Genomic DNA, 20575 nt, shown 5'->3' on the forward strand with positions numbered 1-20575 from the left:
CTGCAACATTTAGCTGTACTTTTTCCATTTATACTTGGTAATCAATGAAATGAGACGGAATTAGCTGTAGGTTTTCCAGTTAAGTTGCGACGTAGGAGCATTGAGTTGAGAGGGTTGGCTGAATATGAGGATGAAGGGTAAGCGCTGCTTGCCTCTTTTTCGCGCTTGGATGCAAGCCGGTAAATGGCCAAAAAAATACCGACCTCATCAGAGGTCGATTTTATAGGGAGGAGGGAATACCAGCGTTAACGTGCTCGGATGTGGCCGATGGTTCAATACTTCCGAGGAAGTCCATTGTGCGGCTCACATACGTTTTGGGCTCAGCACGGTACAGAAGTTCATGCTGTGCGTTAGGGAGAATCCATAGCTTAGAGGCGGTGTTGTGTTGCTGCTTGAACATAGCCTCGACTAAAACATGAGGAGCTTTGTTATCATTGGTGCCATGAATCATGAAGATTGGCATCTCATAGGACGTTGTGGTCACTTTCGTGAAGGGCACGTCATGCAAGCTTACGCCATTTAATAAAGGAAAGAATAAACGAACAAGTGGTAGAGAAGGGTATTTAGGGAGGTGCACGATTTGATTTATATTTTGATAAAGGGTGTCCGAGTTCAGCAGAAATGTACTGTCTAGGATCATCCCAGAAATATCTCCGTTTTGCTGTAGAGCTGTCTGTAAGGCAGTGCCTGCCCCCATGGAAAAGCCCCAAATAAAGATCGAACCGCCAGTGGTCTGTTTGATGTAATCAATGGCCCCAAGCAGCTCTTGGGATTCCTGAACACCGCCGGTCATGAGGCGACTGCTAGTGGGATTCACATAACCATAGTCAAACATGAGAACGTTGTACTGCTTTTTATGAAGCTCGCGAGCTAAAGTGTACAAAGGAACCCATTCCTCTTCGCGATTACCACCATAGCCATGTGAGAAAATGACAGTTTTACTCGAGCCAACAGCTGGTATGAACCAGCCATCTAAGTTGGATGTACCGTTTTGACTTGGAAAAGAAACGTTCGTATAAGGAAGTCGGACTGCCTTCATCGGATTCGAATGCAGAGGCTCAATATGCGGTCTAGCCAAGGTCCAAGCAATGTAAGCGTGGAAGATGAGTACGACTGAGGTGCAAAGAATTAATAAAGTTAGAAAAACTGTAGTGATTAGCTTTTTCCTGCGTAAAAAAGGTTGCGTAACCTGATCAAGAGTGGGTTGCAGCGATCCCGTAACAGGATTGAGTGTAGTAGTAGACATCGATGAAGCCTCCCTCCGTGAAGATGTGTATGTGAAATTTCGCTAGTTAGAGGTGTTAATTGGGAAGGGAGAGTTAATTGTTTAAATATTCTGAAAAATAATGCTGTACTTTAATATTATTCTGAATGCGCTTACAAGTCAATGTAGATGCGGCATTTGTAAGCCTATTGTAACGGTTCTGTAATAATGGGAAAAAGAGGTCTTTGACCTTTACGGTTCCGTGTAGTTTCGTTATACTGAACATAACAAGGTTTCATATAGTGAAACAGTTTGGCTTATAAAAGGTGGTGACTCTTCTATGGAAGATGGCAAGCTGACCGTGCGTGCTGTTGAGCGCGCTTTAGATATTATGCTTTGTTTCACAGGAGCGTCTGAGTTGACGTTAACCGAAATTGCTACACGTGTGCAGCTACACAAAAGTACCGTACATCGCCTTCTAGCATCCCTTGAAGGCAAGGGCTTCATCATGCGTGATGAAGCGACGGATAAGTACAGACTGGGCTACCGGCTCTGGGAGCTTTCGGCTAACCTGTCCAAAGAGGGAGACCCCGGCATCATTCTGCTGCCGGAGATGGAACGGCTGCGAGATCTTCTCGGCGAGACGATCTCGCTGTACGTGCAGGACGGCCTGGTGCGCGTGCGCATCCAAGCCGTGCAGAGCAATCATGCCATTCGCCGTGTTGCCCCTGTTGGGGCACGAATGCCGCTTTACGTCGGCGCCTCGAGCAAGGTGCTCGTCGCCTTCGCTGAGCCAGGGCTGCTGGAGCAGCTGCTAACCTCGGCCGACTGGCCGACAGGGTTAGACACGCAGGCGTACCTGCAGCAGCTCAGCGACACACGACGCGCAGGCTTCGCCACGAGCGTCGAAGAGCGTGAGCCCGGCGCGGCAGCTGTGTCCGCGCCCATTCTCGACCGCGGCGGCCGTCTAGTGGCCGCCCTGGCGGTCTCGGGTCCAGCGAACAGGCTTACGCTGGAGCTGATGCAAGAGCAGGCGCCGACGATTATGGAGGCGGCGCGCCGGATGGGTACGATGCTGCGCTAGCGGCATTAATGTCCATCTTGCGGCACATAAGCACTCGCGGTGGTCCTATCACGCTGTATGCGCCGATCTAAGCAGCAATAAGCAAGGTAAGGGTGCTTATCGCTAGCACATACGCCCGAAACGGGACATCTTGCAGCTCATAAGCACTCGCGGTGGGCTTATCTCGCAATATGCACCTATGTAAGCAGTAATAAGCAGGGTAAACTTGCTTATTACTGCTTTTTCATTTGCTCTGTCCCATCCCGTCTTGTCCCGTCCTGTCCCGTCCTGTCCCGTCCTGTCCCGTCCTGTCCCGTCCTGTCCCGTCCTGTCCCGTCCTGTCCCGTCCTGTCCCGTCCTGTCCCGTCCTGTCCTGTCCCATCCCGTCTTGTCCATCCTGTCCCGTCCGTCCCTCCGCGTCCCTCCGCGTCCCTACGCACTCCCACCCCAACGCCTAAATCCGAATCCCCAACATAGACGGATGCTTTACCGCCGATAAGCCATACTAAAAGTGGGAAAGGGAGTGGGCCATCATGAAGAAGACAGCCTCGATGCTTGCGATCTGGATAAGCCTAGCCAGTAACATCGTGCTGACCGCCATCAAAATCATCGTCGGCCTTCTGTTCAATAGCCAAGTGCTAATTGCCGACGGTATTCATAACGCTGGAGATGTTATTGCGACTGCAACGGCTTATAGCTCCATGCGCGTATCCTCCAAACCAGCGGATGTGGATCATCCTTACGGGCACGGGAAAGCAGAGGTGCTCGGGGCTTTTATTGTTGCGATAATATTGGCCGGAGCCGCAATCTATATGGGCTATCACTCGATACATGCTCTATTTGAGCCAGCGGGCGAGGCGCATATCATTGCCCTTTGTGCAGCTGTCGTTTCCCTCGTGTGGAAACAAGTTCTCTATATCTACACGATGCGTATAGGAAAGCAGCTTAATAGCAAAGGGCTGATGGCCACAGCCTACGACCATTTAGCGGACGTGTACGCCTCTATAGCGGCCTCGGTGGGGATCGGCTTAGCATTGATCGGAGATCACTACAATATTAGCTACTTGGCTTACGGAGACCCCGTAGCGGGGATTATCGTCTCCTTTCTTGTATTAAAGCTGGCCTACGAGATGGGTAGCGAATCCTTTGATATTTTGATGGAGCGTAGTGTCAGCCAAGCCTATATCGAGCAATATATCACATTGATTCGAGATGTACCTGAGGTTAAGCGGATTGATCGGCTTCGTGCGAGGGAACATGGTCATTACATATTAGTTGATGCGAGACTTGGCGTTCCAGGCCAGTTGACGATTCAAGAAGGTCATGATATCAGCCGCAGCATTAAGCGCAAAATCAAAGAGGCCCATAGTGATGTGGATGAGGTGCTCGTTCACTTAAATCCGTGGTATGAAGAACAAGCTGACGCCTGAGTAAGTGCGTTGGCTTTCTTTTATAATAAAACTGGTTATTATTTACAATCACTCCAAATCACGTTAGATTAGTCATAGTATCGTATCGACAACGTCTACGTGACAGTCCAAGGGAGTGAAAACAATGAGTCGGAGAGCCAAAGATATCTGGTTAGGAATCGCTGTGGCTAATGGTTGCGGAATCATCTTTATGCTTGTTACTGCGTATATCGTCAAGGTAGCAACAGGTGTGGGAGGGATTCTGATCTTATCGGATTTCGTCTTGCTCCCGTTTATCATGGGGATGATTAATGCCTATTTCTGGCGAAACCACCGCGTGTCGGTTGGCCCATCTTTTGGTTATGCTTTTCTTAATCTTGTTGTAGGTTTAATTTATAGTTATTTCATGATGGGCGAGGGGTATATTTGCCTGATCATTGTGGCTCCACTGATCTATCTTTTTATATTACTCGGTGTTCTGGCGGGTAAACTGATGTTTAAATGGAACCATTCAACGTTAAACGTCAGTATTCTCTCGGCCATGGCCGTTCTCATCCTAGTCAATATGATGACTGCTCAACCAAGTGAAAGTCAGGTCACAGACCGAATCTTAATTCATGCAAAGCCAGAAGTTGTATGGCAGCATGTCACCGCATTTTCACCCATTACGTCAGAACCTGATTATTGGTTATTTAAAATCGGCTTGCCCAGCCCTGTACAATCCACGGCAGACGGCCATTATGTTGGCGCAGCACGAAAGTGCATTTTCAGCAACGGCATCATTTTCGAAGAGAAGATCGTAGAGTATGAAGAAAGCCGAAAGCTAACCTTTGCCATAACCAAACTTCCAGATGATCCCGAAATACTAGGGCACTTGAGTTTATCCAAAGGACAATTTATTCTAGAAGACAATGGTGACGGGACCACGACACTCATCGGCACGAGCTGGTATGATTTGAAAGTGAAGCCATCTCTCTATTTCGATATATGGACCAAAAGCATTATTCGCCATGTGCATCTCGAAGTTATGGAGCATATGAAGGATTTAGCGGAACAAGCGTAACGCAGCAGCCTCTCTAGGACAAAAAACACCTCTACACGAGCTCGCTTGGGCGGCTCCATCTAGAGGTGTTTTTTATTTATACATCGCGTTCATCACACGATTTGCACACTATTACTTCGCAAAAATATGATTACCAATCTGTACCGTTTGTTGACGTGTCCAGATCCAAGAGCTTGTCGCAGTCTTTGGGTTGAAATAGTAGAGTGCGCCACCCGTTGGGTCCCAGCCGCGAACAGCCTCTAAGGCAGCTTTATAAGCTTGACTATCCGGTGTTAAATTATATTGGCCATCGCTGACTGCCGTAAAAGCACCACTCTCGAACACGATACCTTGAATGGTATTCTCGAACTGACTGGATTTTAACCGGTTCATAACGACCGCTCCAACAGCTACTTGACCCTGATAGGATTCTCCGCGTGCCTCACTGTAAATGACTTTAGCCAGCATATCGAGCTCTGCTTGATTCACCGTGAATTTTTGCAAGTACTCCCACGTTTTCGCACCAACGATTCCGTCCACGCTAAGTCCATAATTCGTTTGGAAGTTACGAACTGCCGCGGCTGTAATCGGACCATATTTTCCATCTATAGAAGGCTCATATATGCCTAAAGTTTTTAGTCGGAATTGTGCGTCCCATACGTCACCATTTTGTGTGCCTTGCTTTAAAGTCGTAGCTTCTGCTGCGGATGCCTTCGGGCTCCACGTTCCTGCATTCATCCCTAAACCAAAGGAAGCTACGAGTGCGACTACGACTAGTTTTTTAATCAACATCATCTTCATCTCCCCTTTCGCTTTCCTCAGTATAGGTGCCAGTATACCTCGTCTCAACCCGCAGTTTTTGGAAATGTAAGTCAATCCCTTGGGGCAGTAAGGGTCAGGAGGGTTGAATTTTTGAGCAAAATGAGTGAATTAATCACTTGTTTTTCCATCAAAAGGAAAAAGCCCGAGACTGCCATGAAGGCAATCCCGAGCTTTGTGTGTGTGTTTTGCTGGATATTATAATGATTAGTTTTTGTTTTCTGCAAGAATCGAACGAAGAACCGTTTGCAGGATACCACCATTACGGTAGTAGTCTACGTCTACCAAGCTATCCAAACGCACAAGAGCTGTGAATTCGAAGCTAGTGCCATCTTCACGAGTTGCAGTAACTTTTACTGTGGAACCTGGTTGAACATCGTTGCTAAGGCCAGTGATGTCGAATGTTTCGCGACCCGTAATACCTAGTGTTTTCCAGCTTTCGCCGTTAACGAATTGAAGTGGAAGAACGCCCATTCCAACAAGATTACTACGGTGGATACGCTCGAAGCTTTCCGCGATAACAGCTTTAACGCCTAACAAGAAAGTACCTTTTGCTGCCCAGTCACGGGAAGATCCAGTTCCGTACTCTTTACCTGCGATAACGACAAGGTTTTGGCCTTCAGCTTGATACTTCATGGAAGCATCGTAGATGGACTCCACTTCGCCAGTTGGCAAGTAAGTTGTTACGCCGCCTTCAGTTCCTGGTGCCACTTGGTTACGAATACGAATGTTCGCGAACGTACCGCGCATCATCACTTCGTGGTTACCACGACGGGAACCGTAGGAGTTGAAGTCTTCTCTTTTTACACCATGGTTAATCAAGTATTGGCCTCCAGGGCTGTCTACTTTGATGTTACCAGCTGGGGAGATGTGATCCGTTGTAACGGAATCGCCCATAAGTGCTAGTGTTTTTGCGCTGCGGATATCTGCGATATCATCAAGAACTGTTCCTAAGTCTGTGAAGAACGGAGGCTCTTGGATATACGTGGAGTTCGTATCGAACTCATACAGATCGCCTTCAGGGATTTGAATTTGGTTGAAACGCTCATTCGCGCGGAATACGTTGCTGTATTTGTCGCGGAACATGTCAGGGCTCATAGCAATGTTAAGAGCATCTTGAATCTCTTGGTTTGTAGGCCAGATGTCTTTCAAGTAGACAGGTTTGTTAGTATGGTCATAACCGATAGGATCTGTCGCAAGATCGATGTTTACAGTACCTGCAAGAGCATAAGCAACAACGAGTGGAGGTGATCCAAGGTAGTTCGCTTTTACTTGTGCGTGAACGCGGCCTTCGAAGTTACGGTTACCGGAGATAACAGCAGCAACTGTCATATCGTTGTCGATAATCGCTTTGCTTACTTCGTCTGGAAGCGGACCGGAGTTACCGATACAAGTTGCACAGCCGTAACCAGCAACGTGGAAGCCAAGAGCTTCTAGGGACTCAAGAAGTCCTGCTTTGATCAGGTACTCAGTAACAACAAGGGAACCTGGTGTCAAAGAGCTTTTTACGAAAGCTGGTTTTTTCAAACCAAGAGCTACCGCTTTTTTCGCTACAAGTCCAGCACCGATCATAACGCTTGGGTTGGATGTGTTCGTACAGGAAGTAATCGCCGCGATGACGACTGCGCCAGTACCCATTTTAACTGTTTCGTTTGGATACACAACATCAACAACTTCAGCCACTTTCTCTTCCGTCAAGCCGTATCCGCCTTTTTCGATCGGTGTACGGATGATAGCGTTGAAAGATTCTTTCATGTTCGTAAGTTCTACGCGATCTTGCGGACGTTTAGGACCAGCTAAGCTTGGAACTACCGTGCTAAGATCAAGTTCAAGAACATCTGTGAACACTGGATCTGGCGTGCTGTCTGTGCGGAACATGCCTTGTGCTTTGTAATAAGCTTCTACAAGTGCAATTTGCTCTTCCTCACGGCCAGTTGCACGCAAGTAGTTCAATGTTTCGTTATCAACAGGGAAGAAACCTATTGTTGCGCCGTACTCAGGAGCCATGTTCGCAACTGTTGCGCGGTCAGCCAAGGAGATGTTGCTTAGTCCAGGACCGAAGAACTCAACGAATTTACCAACAACGCCTTTTTTACGCAAAATTTGAGTAACCGTCAATGCCAAGTCAGTCGCTGTAGCGCCTTCTGCCAATTGACCAGTTAATTTGAAACCAACGACGTCTGGAGCTACGAAGTATAGAGGTTGACCAAGCATACCAGCTTCCGCTTCGATACCGCCAACGCCCCAACCTACAACACCAAGACCGTTAATCATTGTTGTATGGGAGTCTGTACCTACGAGGGAATCCGGGTACACGACAGTTTCGCCGTCAATTGTTTTCGTTGCTGCAACAGATGCCAAGTACTCCAAGTTAACTTGGTGAACGATACCTGTTGAAGGTGGCACAGCACGGAAGTTATCGAATGCTGTTTGCGCCCAACGCAAGAAGCGGTAACGCTCTTCGTTTCTTTCGAATTCTAAGTTAATGTTCATTTCGAGTGCATCCGGGGAACCGAAAGCATCAACCATGACAGAGTGGTCAATTACAAGGTCAACAGGAACAAGTGGATTAATACGTCTAGGATCTCCACCTTCACGAGCCATAGTCGCACGCATTGCCGCAAGGTCAACGACGACTGGAACACCTGTGAAATCTTGAAGAACGATACGAGCAGGAATGAAAGGAATTTCTTTGTTTTCATCGCGGCCTTCAGCCCAGCCAGCGATTTGTTTCACGTGCTCACTTGTAATTGCGCGACCATCGAATTGACGGACAGCAGCTTCAAGCAATACGCGGATCGAAACTGGCAGATTGCTAATTGTGCCGTGACCTTGACTTTCAAAGTCAGGAAGGCTGTAATACTGGAACGATTTCGTGCCGACAGTTAACTGCTTACGCACAGAAAAAGAGTCCTTATTGGACATAGGTAGTTCCTCCTCAAATTATAATATCTAACCATGTCACCAAATTTCATCTAGTGAAACTCGATTTCATAATTCCCTCTACCTCAAGTATAGCGCTTCGCCACGTGTGAGTAAAGATTAATTTCAATCATTTTTACCGTCAAAATGTCATATATTGAATCAATTCAAAGCAATTCGGGCTTGTCCTAACAAAACGCATTAAAACCTTAATAAAAGCTAAGGAGGGATACCAAGATGTCCTGGAAAACGGCGCTTTATAATTACGTTCATGCAAAAAACCAGGCTGAGCTTGAGGGCTCATCCGAACCCTTGGAAGCATTTGTCTCGGACAGCGCTTATGTACGGAAACAGGATGTCAAGGTGCGAAGGCTCCTGAACAGTTACCGAGAGCGTGACGCTAAGCTGCTGCGCGGAGAAACAAAGCTCCGTATGCAAGGTATTAAGGAATTACCATATGGTATTATCGCGGATATCCAGTTGCATCGGTTTTTGACCTATCAAATTGGTTTAATAGAACATCAGGAGGAGCGTATAGAGTCAGAGCGAGTGATCATCGAGCAACAGGCTTTAGGGTGGAAGGTTCAAAGTGCAGAGCTTTTGCAGAGCGAGAAGTCTCAGCCCAGCCGTGGCCGCAGCTTCCATTTGTCAGAGAATGAAACATTCCTAGACACCCAGCGCAGCTCGCCATCTCTTCCTTATATCAATCCTAGTATACGCAATACGAGTGGTCTGGAATCCGCTCACCGTAAAATCATTTATAATCGTCCCAAAGCCGTCCAATATGCGGAAAAATGGTGGCAAACACCGAATCCAAATTATGAATATTTTGAAGTAGATTGCACGAATTATGTCTCGCAATGCCTCTTTGCAGGCGGGGCTCCAATGGACTATACTGGGAAAAGGGAATCAGGCTGGTGGTATGCTGGCAAAAAAGGGCATCAAGAGCTATGGAGCTATAGTTGGGCAGTTGCCAACAGCTTGCATCATTACTTGGAACGTCCTCATAAGCATGGTTTGACAGGTACAGTCGTCAAGGACGCCTGGGAGCTACAGCCAGGAGACACGATCAGCTATGACTGGGATGGCGATGGTCGCTTTCAGCACAACACAATCGTGATAGGTAAAGATGCCAATGGGATGCCGCTCGTTAATGCGCATACCTTTAATAGCCGTAATCGGTACTGGGCATACAAGGATTCACCTGCTTGGTCGGAACGGACGAAATACACGTTCATTCATGTTGCTGATGAAATGTAAGAAGGCATAGAAATTGTAAATACTAGACGGAGGTACGTAATGAGCCGCAAAATACGAATTGGTTTAATTTATGGAGGGAAATCCGGTGAGCATGATGTGTCTTTGCAAACAGCATTGGCGGTTATGAAAGCTGTGGATTTCACGAAATATGAGATTACACCGTTTTATATATCCAAAAAAGGAGAGTGGAGAAGCGGAGCGCCGCTTCTAGGTCCCGCCCAGTCCAAAGAAGTGCTGACATTCAGTACGGGAGATGCTGGAGCTCCGGCTTCCAACGCGTTGGCACCGATTTTTGGCGGTATTCAAACAAAAGGTGATGTAGCTGTTTCTTCTATTACATCCGCTGGAGCGGAGGATCTCGGATTAGATGTCGTTTTCCCGCTTTTACATGGCACGTTCGGGGAAGATGGGACGATTCAAGGACTTTTGGAAATGGCGAACATCCCTTATGTAGGTGCAGGTGTACTGGCTTCTGCTGTCGGCATGGATAAAGTCATGATGAAAAAGGTTTTTGCGCAGGAAGGACTTCCACAGTGCATTTTCCGTCATTTTACCCGTACCGAGTGGGAAAAGAACCGCGCGTATCACCTCATGGAGCTGGAAACAGCGATTGGCTACCCATGTTTCGTGAAGCCGGCTAACTTAGGCTCAAGCGTGGGAATTTCCAAAGCGAGAAATCAAGAAGAGTTGATCGCGGCGGTTGCTTTTGCTTTCCAATATGATCGCAAAGTTATTATTGAAGAAAATATCGATGCTCGCGAAATCGAAGTTGCCGTTCTGGGGAATGATGAGCCTATCGCTTCCGTTGTTGGTGAGATCGTATCTTCCAATGAATTCTACGATTACAAAGCCAAATATTTGGATGGTAAATCAGCGATGATTATTCCTGCCGAGATCTCGCAAGAGGTATCGGATGAGGTCAGAGCGCTGGCTCTTCGTGCGTTCCTGGCGGTTGATGGTAGCGGCTTGTCTCGTGTGGACTTTTTCTTAGGCAAAATCGATCAAAAGATCTATATCAACGAAATCAACACGATGCCTGGTTTCACGCCGTTCAGTATGTATCCGCTGCTCTGGCAGGAGACAGGTAAACCCTATAAAGAGCTGCTTGATGATCTGATTCGTTTGGCGCTTGAGCGTCACGCAGCGAAGCAAAATATCCAATATTCTTTTGATACGGAGTAGATGAGCTATGGGATTTCAAACAGAATTTAATTCAGTTTGTAAGTTTAAGTCCGAACAAGAGCTCTACGAGCTACTGGAGTATGGCCGCGGCAAAATGGTGAAAAGCGGCTTCCGTGTTTTCCTGACAGGCCAAAAAGTTATCGCATACACGCCTGAGAATCAAGCAATTGCAATTGTTCGTATCGTAGCTTCTATTGCAGAAATCAATTTTCAAGGTGAAGAGGTTACACAAGTGGAGATGGAGCTCATTCGGCGGTTAACCGAGGAAGAAGCTCGCATTCAGACCTCGCTTGCATTCGAAATGTTTTTCGGCGAGCAAGCTTAGAGAAACACCGACCTTTAGGGGGTCGGTGTTTTTTGTTTTGCGTCTTTTCCCGCCAGCGCAGCTGCGGGGAAAAGCCAACAATAGCGCCCCAAAAGGGCGCTATTTCCGTGCCCCGGGCTGTCGCTCCGTAGGATAAGGCCCATTTTGGGCATTAAAGTCCTGTGCGTCAGCTCAGCTGCGAGGAAAAGCCAACAATAGCGCCCGAAAAGGGCGCTATTTCCGTCCCCTGGGCCGTCGAACCGTAGGATAAGGCCCGTTTTGGGCATTAAAGTCCTGCGCGCCAGTCTTTTGACCTTACTCTTTAACCAAACTCTTGCGTGAGACGTCGGAAATCGCAGTCTCAGTAGCGCACACACACCATTCCCCCTCTGAGACGTCGAAAATCGACTTCTCAGTCAAACAAACTAGCTGGATTAACGAAACTCTTGTGTGAGACGTCCGAAATCGCAGTCTCAGTAGCGCATACACACCACTCCCCCTCCGAGATGTCGAAAATCGACTTCTGCGTCTTCAAGCTGAGAACTATTTTAAAGTTGTAACTTGTTCAATGGCGAGATAGTTGACGCTTAAGGCTACGTTTTCGCAATGGCCCTTCCTATAGTATAAATCAGTATGTATATACGGTTTCTTTTGTCCCTTTCCAATAGAGTGCTAGATTCATATAATAGCTTATCCTACTAGAAAGGAAGTGATTATACATGGAAAAACACACGATCATTAGTACTGACGGCAGTTGGGTGAACGCCATTGAAAACGAGCCAAATGAGGCATGGGTGCAGCCGAGAGAAGGTGAAGCTTATGTTTGGGGAGCGAGTGATTCCGATGGGCCAGCAGGAGTGGTCGCCAAAACATTCAAAGTCCACTCGAAGAAAATTAAGAAAGCCAAGTTATTCCTAGCCGTTGACAACTATGCCATCGTACTCATCAATGGAGTACCGGTGATTATTGACCCACCGCAGGATACGGTAGCCTTCTACAATCCAGGGAGAACATTTCATATCGAGCCTTTTCTTCAAAAAGGTGAAAATAATATTGTAATTGCTGGATTTAACTCCCCATCCGATGCAAACCGAAGCGTATGCAATCCAGCCGGTATACTTGCACGTATCGAGATTAAATACGAGCATTAATCAGGCCTTCATCGCATCGTACAACAAACCCTTCTGACGTTTGGACGTTGATGGGTTTGTTTGTATGTGCACCTATTCGCTAGGGTAATCTAATTATGAGAAAATTCGGTTTTTGCAGCAACGCCAAGCACCAATACAGCCGAAGTAGCCGTACATTTCATATGCAATCGAATCTGGAGGTTAACCCGAACATGCTTATTCGCCTAGGATACGTAGCCATGTCCACTGTGGTAAAGAATGCTTCCCCGTCCAAGACGATGACGGCAACAAACTTCAGCAAGCTGCTCAATCGCGAGGCAGCTATTCGCAAGCTGCAGCGCATCGGCGCTGAGAACTTACATAATACGCTCCGTTTGCTCAAACATAATCGTGCTCATGACATCATGGTTTTCAGATTTTCTTCTCGTTTCATCCCGCTGATTGGTCATGAGATGCTAGGCGATTGGGATCCGATCCCTGCATTGTCGGCAGAATTTGAGGAGCTTGGCAGCTACGCCAAGCAGAATAACATGCGCGTTAGCTTCCATCCCGATCATTTCACCGTGCTCAGCACGCCACGGAAGGACGTCCTCCAGAAATCGGTCGAAGACTTGGAGCGCCACTCGGCCATGCTGAATGCGATGGGACTTGGCATGGAAGCCATGTGCAACATTCACGTTGGCGGTTCCTATGGGGATAAAATAAAATCTGCGAAGCGATTTGTCCAAAACTTCACCGCCATGCGGATTCCGATTCAACAACGAATCACGCTCGAAAATGACGACAAAACCTTCAATGCCCTAGAGACGCTCGAGATTGCCGAGGAAGTCGGTGCTCCCATGGTACTGGATGTGCATCATCATGCGGTCAATAACAATGGGGAAGATGTCGCCCAGTTGTGGCCACGCATTCAAGAAACCTGGCTAAGGCGCGCACGCTTGCATTTGGATGAGGCGTCAGCCTCACTTCCTCCCAAAATTCACGTTTCCAGCCCCAAAGGCGAAACAGAACCAAGAAGTCATGCCGACTACGTGGAGGTAGGACCTTTATACACATTCCTGAAATCCATCGCTCCCATCACGCCGAAGCTGGATATCATGATCGAAGCCAAGATGAAGGATAGCGCCCTTTTCAAGCTAATGGAAGACCTGAAAGGACAAGAAGGTGTCACAGCCCTCGATGAAGCATCGCTTACGCTCTAATCCCATATTTTTCTTGAATTGTTGGACAAAATGGGGTACTTTGGAAGGTAGATCTAATGACTAACCATGCCATTGTGAGAGGGGCTTCTACGAACCATGAGTCAATTGTTAAACGGAAAAAATATACTTGTTATGGGTGTTGCCAATGACCGCAGTATCGCTTGGGCCATTGCACAATCTTTAGCCGCTCAAGGTGCTAATTTGGTGTTCACGTTCGAAAACGAGCGCGTTGAAGAACGCGTACGTAAGCTAGCTGACACGATCCCAGGCTCCACGTTGATGCCTTGTAACGTAACCGTAGATGCAGAAATCGATACCTTGGCTTCCGCGCTCAAAGAAAAGTTCGGTGTCGTGCACGGTCTTGTACATAGTATTGCTTTTGCTAAAACAGAAGAGCTGGACGGGCTGTTCGTTGATACATCACGCGATGGTTTCGCGCTTGCGCATGACATCAGTGCGTACTCTCTAGTGGCCGTATCCAAACGCATTTACCCGCTGATGACCGAAGGCGGAAGCATTATGACGATGACTTACCTTGGCGCAGAACGCGCTATGAAGAACTACAACGTAATGGGCGTTGCCAAAGCTGCGCTTGAAGCTAGCGTTCGTTACCTCGCGGCAGATCTTGGCCAATTCGGTATCCGCGTAAACGGCATCTCGGCAGGGCCAATTCGTACTTTGGCTGCCAAAGGGATCAAAGATTTCAACTCCATTCTGCGTCAAGTTGAAGAGAAAGCTCCACTTCGTAAAACAACGGATACAGCTGAAGTTGGCGATACAGCGATGTTCCTCATGAGCAACTTGTCCCGTGGTATCACAGGCGAAGTTATTTATGTCGACGGCGGGTATCATATCGTTGGTATATAGAAGGTTTTATTTTCATAGATATAAAAGAAGGAAAACCGTACGGTCTTTGGGCCGCTACGGTTCTTTTCGTTTAAATTCCGCACCAAATGTGAAAATGTACGAATAATTTAGGATGAAACGCACTAGTATTAGAAACGTATAATTTACTATACTTAACGTATTATCTAAATTAATGAAAAGAAAGAGTTGATATATATGGTACAAGGTGGGACGGAAACTTTCGTTGTGGGTAGTAAAAGTTTTACAGCTGTAGCCATTAATACGGCAGCTAAGGCAGGTCAGTGGATCAAAACCAAGCTTGGAGATATTAATCATGTAGGGACGAAATTCTCTGCTCAAGACCTTGTGACCGAGGTTGATAAAGGAACGGAGAAATTGATTCGCAATCTGATTATGACGCATTTCCCGAACCATTCCATCCTTGGGGAGGAAGGCGTAGAGCCAGGTCCGGAGGCGTCAGCCAAAGCTTTGCAAGAAATGAGTGACGAAGAGTATCTCTGGATCGTGGACCCGATTGATGGTACAACGAACTTCGTTCATGGTTTTCCTTTTTTCTCCGTATCGATCGCACTGGCACATAAAGGTGAAGTCATTGTAGGTGTTGTATACGACCCATCACGCGACGAATTATTCGTTGCTGAGAAAGGGAAAGGCGCTTACATGCACGGCAAAAAGACAGAGGTTTCCGCGGATGAGACGCTGCTTACCAGTTTAATCGCTACTGGATTCCCGGCTGACCGTGACGGCGCGCTGCCCATTAACCTGAAAGGCGTTCAGGCGCTTTCTCCGAAAGTTCGTAACATCCGTGTGGCAGGCTCCGCTGCGCTGCATTTGGCCTATGTGGCTGCTGGGCGTCTTAGCGGGTTTTGGGAAATCGGTCTCAATGCTTGGGACATTGCAGCAGGTGCCTTGCTTATTACAGAATCAGGCGGCCGTGTGACAGATACGGAAGGTAATCCTTATCACTTGGGCGTTCGTAACGTGATGGCATCGAATGGACGCATTCACGAAGAGTTTCAGAACGAGCTAGCCTTAGCAGAAGCTACAAAAATATAAATTTAAAAAACCTCTTGCAAGGTCGTTCCATGAGGAATGACCCCGCAGGAGGTTTTTTCCTCTTTTGGAACTGTGGGAGTCCGTCGTAAAAGTCTGGTGAAATCCGTTCAAATCCACTATAATATGAGATATCTCATTTATTTAAACGTTTCAATTAACGGGACACGCGAGTCGTGATCGGAATGGATGGAGTGCTTCTATGTCGGTAAATACAGGATCAGGACCAGATATTATTACGTTTGGAGAAACAATGGCATTGCTCATGCCTTCAGGAGGTAAGGGCTTGGAGTACTCCTCGGAGCTGCATAGCCTGTTTGGCGGTGCTGAGAGCAATGTGGCGATCGGTATTTCACGTCTTGGCGGTCATGTGGGTTGGTTCGGCAGACTAGGTAAGGACCCGTTAGGTCGTATGATTTTCAAAAAAATCCGTGGTGAAGGTGTCGACGTTTCCCGTGCGGAAATGACGCCCGATGCGCCAACAGGGCTTATGATGCGTGAAGTTCTAATGGGCAAAACGTCCGTTTACTACTACCGCAAAAACTCAGCGGCAAGTCAGATGAGCCCGAAACATTTGGATGAGGCGTACATCGCTGGGGCTAAAATATTGCATATTACTGGTATCACACCGGCTTTGAGTGAGTCGTGCAGAGAGGCGGCTTTTGAAGCTGTTCGCTTGGCTCGTAAGCATGGCGTGAAGGTTAGTTTTGATCCGAACCTGCGTTTGAAACTGTGGAGCATTGAAGAAGCACGCCCTGTGCTGCTTGAACTTGCGAAACTATCGGATATTTTCCTGCCAGGTCTGGATGAGCTGAAACTGCTGTACCAAACGGAAGACTGGGATGTCATTGTTAGCAAGCTGCGCGAATTGTCGGCCGTTTCGATCGTCAAGGGTGGAGAAGATGTCACATATGTCGTTACGGCGGATACGATTACAACAGTGCCGTACTTCAAAGCAGAGCAAGTCATTGATACCGTGGGTGCGGGCGATGGGTTCTGTGCGGGCTTTTTGGTGGGCGTGCTAAAAGCTTATGAGTACCCTGAGGCTGTTCGCATCGGGAATTTGGTGGGCTCCATGATTGTGCAGACGGAAGGCGATTGGGAAGGTGCTCCAACGTGGGAGCAAGTGGAAGCAGTACTTAACAACATTAAACATATTGAACGTTAATTGTTTGGAAGAAGATACGAAAGATAAATCATACATGCTTACACATAGAAGGGAAGATGACCAGTGAAGAAACTTCAATTGCTTCAGCAAATTACAAATGAGGGCGTCGTTGCCGTCCTACGCGGAGATACACCAGAAGAAGTCGTCGAAATGGCGGATCAAGCGATCGCCGGCGGTATCAAAGTCATCGAAGTCACGATGACCGTGCCTTTCGCGCTGCGCGCCATCGAGGAGCTTGCGAAGCGCTACTCGAGCACAGCGAAGGACGCGTCTAAGTACGCGATTATCGGGGTGGGCACAGCCCTTGACCCGGAAACAGCGCGTGCCGCGATCCTAAGCGGGGCCGAGTTCGTTGTCGGCCCATCGTTGAACCCTAGCACCGTTACACTGTGTAACCGGTATCGTGTGCCGATCATGCCAGGGTGCATGACCATTGCGGATATTCAAGCCGCGCTAGAGCTTGGCGTGGACATTGTGAAGCTCTTCCCGGGTAATCTGTACTCCCCGGCGATGATTAAGGCCATTAAGGGTCCGCTGCCACAGGCGAACATTATGCCTACTGGCGGGGTGTCGCTGAGCAACCTCGGCGAATGGATTCAGGCCGGCGCAGTTGCCGTCGGCATCGGCTCCGATTTGACCAGCGAAGCCGTCAAAACAGGAAACTACAGCCTTGTTGCTAAGAAGGCTGCACAATATATCGAGGCCTACCAAGCGGCCAAGAAGTAGGCTTTTACATGCGCTCCGTCGAAATTAAGACGGAGCGTATTTTTTTGTGCGGAAATGGAGGCAGGGCATATGGAGCCGAACGGTCGGGCTAGATTATTGCTCAGTGTGAGCAATTTGGAGAAGTCGATAACTTTTTATAGAAGTCAGCTAGGTTGGGAGTTGCTTGAGCAGGATGAGGGGGGCCGTGCGGCATTGCTGCACATTGGTGACACAGCAGATGAGGCTGTTCTAGTCGTAGAGGGGTGTGAACCTAATGAGGTTCTGAACCGTTGGTTAAGACCGAATTACAGCAAAGCACAAGCTGGAAGCCTTGTTTACATCGGTGTAACTTCTGTAATTGACGTGGAGTCAAACTTGCTAGCCAGAGGCTTCCAGCAGGATATAGCGAGTAAGGATGCAGAACATATTCGTGAACGCCATGTTCCGACCATGGATGGGTATACACTGGTTTACTGGGAGGAACTGTTCCCAACCCATATCGAGATTATGGAGATGTATGAAGCGGGCGTGGCAGAGTTGCAGCAAGCCATTGACGGTTTATCCGATGCGCAGCTTAACTTACGTGAAGTGCATGATAAGTGGTCGATACGTGAGCACGTGCTGCATCTGATCGATTTGGAGCTGATCACTATACACAAAGTGAAATTTGCACTTGCGGAGCCGGGACGAATGTACGTGGGAAATTCGTTTCAACCGGATGATTGGCATCGTGGGCTGCACTACGCACAGCGGCCAATCGCTGCTGAAGTCCTACTATTTGGAGCGGTAAGGCAGCATATTCTTGGGCTGTGCAAGCATCTTCCGGATGCTTTAGACCGAACCATACGGACGACGAATCGGGAAGAAACCGTTGCACAATTGCTGAAAATGATGGCTGGACATGCCAAACACCATATGCGTGCTGCCCGGCGTATTCGTGAGCTGCATGGGGTTAGTGGGTAAGGGATACATGCACAGGGAATTACCGTCTAATTCGACTATAGTTAATCTTTCTATATATGCCATATCCCGGCTTATGGTAAGTTGGATACAACACAACAAGTTACCCAAGAAAGCAGCAGGGAGTCGATCAAGTGATTAAGTACCTAAAGGATTGGATGATAGAAGCAGATATAGAAAGTATGCAGGTGGCCATGGAGACAGGCGCAGTAACCTCAGAGGAACTTGTTCGGGTATATCTAGAGCGAATAGACATGTATGATTCTACCATCAATTCAATATTAGAAATCAATCCCGACGCGATCCATATCGCCAAGGACTTAGATAAAGAACGCAAGGAATCAGGGAGCCGTGGGAGATTACACGGGATACCGATTCTTCTCAAAGATAATATCGATACAGGGGATAACATGCATACGAGTGCTGGCTCGATTGCACTGGCGGATTCGTATGCGGCTAAGGATTCATTTGTAGCAGCGAAGCTGCGAGCAGCAGGTGCCGTTTTGCTAGGGAAAACGAATATGTCAGAATGGTCGAACTTTATGTCTAGCTCCATGCCTGCAGGATATAGTTCACGTGGCGGGCAAGTGCTTAACCCTTATGGCCCTGGGGAAATGTTCGTGAGCGGGTCTAGCTCGGGTTCGGCGGCGGCAGTAGCTGCAAATCTAGGGGCTGCTTCTATCGGAACGGAGACGGCAGGTTCTATTGTTGGACCAGCAAGTCAGCATTTTGTAGTGGGAATCAAGCCTACGGTTGGACTAGTGAGCCGTGCGAGGATTATCCCGATCTCAAACAGTCAGGATACCCCTGGGCCGATAGCTAGGACAGTGAAGGATGCTGTTATTTTGTTAGGGGCATTAACGGGCTCTGACAGCGAGGATCCTGCTACGCTAGCGAGCAGAAAAGTCGCTTTACAAGACTACACACCGTTTTTGGATACGAGTTTCTTACGTCAGGCCAGAATCGGCATTCCGCGGCATTATTATCAACATTTGGACAAAGAACGATTAGCCATTATGGAAGCCGCCATTGCAACCCTGACCATGGAAGGCGCAACAATCGTAGATCCGGTTATCTTACACGTGGAACAGCAAAACTGGAACAATGATGCTATCACCTATGAATTCAAAAAAGGCCTGAATGCCTATTTATCGCGTTTGGCTGAAGACATACCTGTTCACTCTTTGGAAGAGCTGATTGCTTATAACGACAACCATGCAGAAGCTGCTTTGAAATTCGGGCAAGACACGCTCGTTCGCTCACAAGAAACAACCTTGACGGAGGCAACCTATCTGCAGAAGATCCAAGCCTACAAGGAGCAGCCACTCCAACAAGGAATTGACTATGCACTTGAAAAAGACGACTTAGATGCGCTCCTGCTCCCTGGTGATGTGGATGGCCTGTATATCGCGGCTCGACTGGGCTACCCATTGATTTCAGTTCCGGCCGGGTATTCTGAAGAGGGAGTTATCGACGCACGTGGTCATTCAACCAAGGGGCCTTTTGGGGTAGTATTTTCGGGCAGAGCGTATAGTGAACCTACTTTGATCAAAATCGCCTACGGTTTCGAGCAAGCTACCCATCATCGTGTTCCGCCAGATTTGGACAAGAAGAATGTGAGGGAGCAACATCCCTAGCTTTAAAAATACAACAAAAGATCCATCTAACAGCACACGAAAGTTTGAGGGGAGTTAGTCGGAAAAACCGACTAACTCGGAGGAATTAGGTGCTATGCCAGTGGAGTTAGTCGGAAAAACCGACTAACTCGGAGGAATTAGGTGCTATGCCAGTGGAGTTAGTCGGAAAAACCGACTAACTCGGAGGATTTAAGTGCTATGTCAGTGGAGTTAGTCGGAAAAACCGACTAACTCGGAGGATTTAAGTGCTATGTCAGTGGAGTTAGTGCTATGCCAGTGGAGTTAGTCGGATGAACCGACTAACTCAGTCAGAGGAAGCGTAGGGAAGCTTCTGAAGCTCTCACGTTTTCACCCAACACAAAGAACCCGAAGACCTGATTTCCTTAGAAATAGGTCGAACGGGCTCTTTGTGTTGGTCCCTCTAACGTGTGGGAGGAGAGGGGGAATCCGTACTACTTGTTTTCCGCATCATACTCGCTGGCGAATTCGGCCAGGGCTTTCACCTTACCATGTGGTGGATGTTGAGCTTGTTTACGACCCTTCCATGCAGCTTCTTGGCGGCGCTTCGAGTGGCTCATAGCTGAAAACCTCCTGTGGTACGCGGATGGTGTTGCACTAATAAAATGCGATACATGCCTCTATTTTATG

Annotated in this window: 19 protein-coding genes; 14 read left to right on the forward strand and 5 right to left on the reverse strand. The window is 47.9% G+C overall.

From position 1 onward, the window contains the following. Positions 1-220 precede the first annotated feature (220 nt). Complete coding sequence (locus HQN88_RS26615) at positions 221-1246, reverse strand: alpha/beta hydrolase (RefSeq protein WP_173118216.1); 1026 nt, start codon at positions 1244-1246, stop codon at positions 221-223. 298 nt (positions 1247-1544) lie between these two features. Here HQN88_RS26615 and HQN88_RS26620 point away from each other — a divergent pair, with 298 nt between their 5' ends. After that, the gene (locus HQN88_RS26620; protein ID WP_173118217.1) at positions 1545-2288 is read left to right on the forward strand and encodes an IclR family transcriptional regulator; all 744 of its coding nucleotides are present in this window, start codon (positions 1545-1547) and stop codon (positions 2286-2288) included. Positions 2289-2500: 212 nt separating this feature from the next. Here HQN88_RS26620 and HQN88_RS37385 read toward each other — a convergent pair whose 3' ends face one another. After that, positions 2501-2707, reverse strand: coding sequence for a hypothetical protein (locus HQN88_RS37385; protein WP_216855835.1), 207 nt, complete (start codon positions 2705-2707; stop codon positions 2501-2503). Between the two features lie 93 nt (positions 2708-2800). Between HQN88_RS37385 and HQN88_RS26630 the strand changes: the two genes are divergently transcribed. Together HQN88_RS26630 and HQN88_RS26635 are read left to right on the forward strand one after the other, a co-directional pair. Next, on the forward strand, positions 2801-3697 hold the full coding sequence (locus HQN88_RS26630) for a cation diffusion facilitator family transporter (RefSeq protein WP_173118218.1): 897 nt from the start codon (positions 2801-2803) through the stop codon (positions 3695-3697). Positions 3698-3821: 124 nt separating this feature from the next. Next, on the forward strand, positions 3822-4739 hold the full coding sequence (locus HQN88_RS26635; RefSeq protein ID WP_173118219.1) for an SRPBCC family protein: 918 nt from the start codon (positions 3822-3824) through the stop codon (positions 4737-4739). Positions 4740-4850: 111 nt separating this feature from the next. Here the strand turns inward: HQN88_RS26635 and sleB are convergent, their stop codons facing one another. Beyond that, positions 4851-5519 (reverse strand): spore cortex-lytic enzyme, encoded by a 669-nt coding sequence (gene sleB / locus HQN88_RS26640; RefSeq protein WP_173118220.1) that lies wholly within the window; start codon positions 5517-5519, stop codon positions 4851-4853. A 225-nt stretch (positions 5520-5744) separates the two neighbouring features. Beyond that, positions 5745-8462: an aconitate hydratase AcnA gene (gene acnA / locus HQN88_RS26645; protein ID WP_173118221.1), complete on the reverse strand. Its 2718-nt coding sequence runs from the start codon at positions 8460-8462 to the stop codon at positions 5745-5747. Between the two features lie 234 nt (positions 8463-8696). Here acnA and HQN88_RS26650 point away from each other — a divergent pair, with 234 nt between their 5' ends. The 11 genes from HQN88_RS26650 (at position 8697) to HQN88_RS26700 (ending at position 19927) form a co-directional block, all read left to right on the forward strand. Further along, positions 8697-9719, forward strand: coding sequence for an amidase domain-containing protein (locus HQN88_RS26650; RefSeq protein ID WP_173118222.1), 1023 nt, complete (start codon positions 8697-8699; stop codon positions 9717-9719). A 39-nt stretch (positions 9720-9758) separates the two neighbouring features. Next, complete coding sequence (locus HQN88_RS26655; RefSeq protein WP_173118223.1) at positions 9759-10901, forward strand: D-alanine--D-alanine ligase; 1143 nt, start codon at positions 9759-9761, stop codon at positions 10899-10901. 7 nt (positions 10902-10908) lie between these two features. Beyond that, complete coding sequence (locus HQN88_RS26660) at positions 10909-11226, forward strand: hypothetical protein (protein WP_173118224.1); 318 nt, start codon at positions 10909-10911, stop codon at positions 11224-11226. 698 nt (positions 11227-11924) lie between these two features. Further along, positions 11925-12356: a hypothetical protein gene (locus HQN88_RS26665; RefSeq protein WP_173118225.1), complete on the forward strand. Its 432-nt coding sequence runs from the start codon at positions 11925-11927 to the stop codon at positions 12354-12356. Positions 12357-12547: 191 nt separating this feature from the next. Beyond that, the gene (gene uvsE, locus HQN88_RS26670; protein ID WP_173118226.1) at positions 12548-13537 is read left to right on the forward strand and encodes a UV DNA damage repair endonuclease UvsE; all 990 of its coding nucleotides are present in this window, start codon (positions 12548-12550) and stop codon (positions 13535-13537) included. A gap of 96 nt (positions 13538-13633) precedes the next feature. Next, positions 13634-14404 (forward strand): enoyl-ACP reductase FabI, encoded by a 771-nt coding sequence (gene fabI / locus HQN88_RS26675; RefSeq protein ID WP_028555353.1) that lies wholly within the window; start codon positions 13634-13636, stop codon positions 14402-14404. Positions 14405-14599: 195 nt separating this feature from the next. Continuing rightward, the gene (locus tag HQN88_RS26680; protein WP_173118227.1) at positions 14600-15460 is read left to right on the forward strand and encodes an inositol monophosphatase family protein; all 861 of its coding nucleotides are present in this window, start codon (positions 14600-14602) and stop codon (positions 15458-15460) included. A gap of 199 nt (positions 15461-15659) precedes the next feature. Further along, a complete protein-coding gene (locus tag HQN88_RS26685; protein WP_173118229.1) occupies positions 15660-16625 on the forward strand; it encodes a sugar kinase in 966 nt (321 codons plus the stop codon). A 63-nt stretch (positions 16626-16688) separates the two neighbouring features. Then, entirely contained in the window at positions 16689-17351 is a 663-nt protein-coding gene (locus HQN88_RS26690; RefSeq protein ID WP_056617588.1) for a bifunctional 2-keto-4-hydroxyglutarate aldolase/2-keto-3-deoxy-6-phosphogluconate aldolase, read from the forward strand. Between the two features lie 69 nt (positions 17352-17420). Then, positions 17421-18293, forward strand: coding sequence for a VOC family protein (locus HQN88_RS26695; protein WP_173118230.1), 873 nt, complete (start codon positions 17421-17423; stop codon positions 18291-18293). A 131-nt stretch (positions 18294-18424) separates the two neighbouring features. Continuing rightward, complete coding sequence (locus HQN88_RS26700; RefSeq protein ID WP_173118231.1) at positions 18425-19927, forward strand: amidase family protein; 1503 nt, start codon at positions 18425-18427, stop codon at positions 19925-19927. Between the two features lie 452 nt (positions 19928-20379). On the opposite strand, the gene HQN88_RS37870 is transcribed toward HQN88_RS26700, so the two are convergent. Beyond that, a complete protein-coding gene (locus HQN88_RS37870; RefSeq protein ID WP_235549887.1) occupies positions 20380-20505 on the reverse strand; it encodes a DUF6254 family protein in 126 nt (41 codons plus the stop codon). Positions 20506-20575 lie beyond the last annotated feature (70 nt).

This window comes from Paenibacillus qinlingensis, from assembly GCF_013204845.1.
In the GTDB taxonomy this organism is placed as follows: Bacteria; Bacillota; Bacilli; order Paenibacillales; family NBRC-103111; genus Paenibacillus_E; species Paenibacillus_E qinlingensis.

Excerpts from the sequence above, each read along its gene's own strand:
- HQN88_RS26615 (WP_173118216.1), bottom strand. The coding sequence starts at position 1,246 with ATGTCTACTACTACACTCAATCCTGTTACGGGATCGCTGCAACCCACT.
- HQN88_RS26620 (WP_173118217.1), top strand. The coding sequence starts at position 1,545 with ATGGAAGATGGCAAGCTGACCGTGCGTGCTGTTGAGCGCGCTTTAGAT.
- HQN88_RS26630 (WP_173118218.1), top strand. The coding sequence starts at position 2,801 with ATGAAGAAGACAGCCTCGATGCTTGCGATCTGGATAAGCCTAGCCAGT.
- HQN88_RS26635 (WP_173118219.1), top strand. The coding sequence starts at position 3,822 with ATGAGTCGGAGAGCCAAAGATATCTGGTTAGGAATCGCTGTGGCTAAT.
- sleB (WP_173118220.1), bottom strand. The coding sequence starts at position 5,519 with ATGAAGATGATGTTGATTAAAAAACTAGTCGTAGTCGCACTCGTAGCT.
- acnA (WP_173118221.1), bottom strand. The coding sequence starts at position 8,462 with ATGTCCAATAAGGACTCTTTTTCTGTGCGTAAGCAGTTAACTGTCGGC.
- HQN88_RS26650 (WP_173118222.1), top strand. The coding sequence starts at position 8,697 with ATGTCCTGGAAAACGGCGCTTTATAATTACGTTCATGCAAAAAACCAG.
- HQN88_RS26655 (WP_173118223.1), top strand. The coding sequence starts at position 9,759 with ATGAGCCGCAAAATACGAATTGGTTTAATTTATGGAGGGAAATCCGGT.
- HQN88_RS26660 (WP_173118224.1), top strand. The coding sequence starts at position 10,909 with ATGGGATTTCAAACAGAATTTAATTCAGTTTGTAAGTTTAAGTCCGAA.
- HQN88_RS26665 (WP_173118225.1), top strand. The coding sequence starts at position 11,925 with ATGGAAAAACACACGATCATTAGTACTGACGGCAGTTGGGTGAACGCC.
- uvsE (WP_173118226.1), top strand. The coding sequence starts at position 12,548 with ATGCTTATTCGCCTAGGATACGTAGCCATGTCCACTGTGGTAAAGAAT.
- fabI (WP_028555353.1), top strand. The coding sequence starts at position 13,634 with ATGAGTCAATTGTTAAACGGAAAAAATATACTTGTTATGGGTGTTGCC.
- HQN88_RS26680 (WP_173118227.1), top strand. The coding sequence starts at position 14,600 with ATGGTACAAGGTGGGACGGAAACTTTCGTTGTGGGTAGTAAAAGTTTT.
- HQN88_RS26685 (WP_173118229.1), top strand. The coding sequence starts at position 15,660 with ATGTCGGTAAATACAGGATCAGGACCAGATATTATTACGTTTGGAGAA.
- HQN88_RS26695 (WP_173118230.1), top strand. The coding sequence starts at position 17,421 with ATGGAGCCGAACGGTCGGGCTAGATTATTGCTCAGTGTGAGCAATTTG.
- HQN88_RS37870 (WP_235549887.1), bottom strand. The coding sequence starts at position 20,505 with ATGAGCCACTCGAAGCGCCGCCAAGAAGCTGCATGGAAGGGTCGTAAA.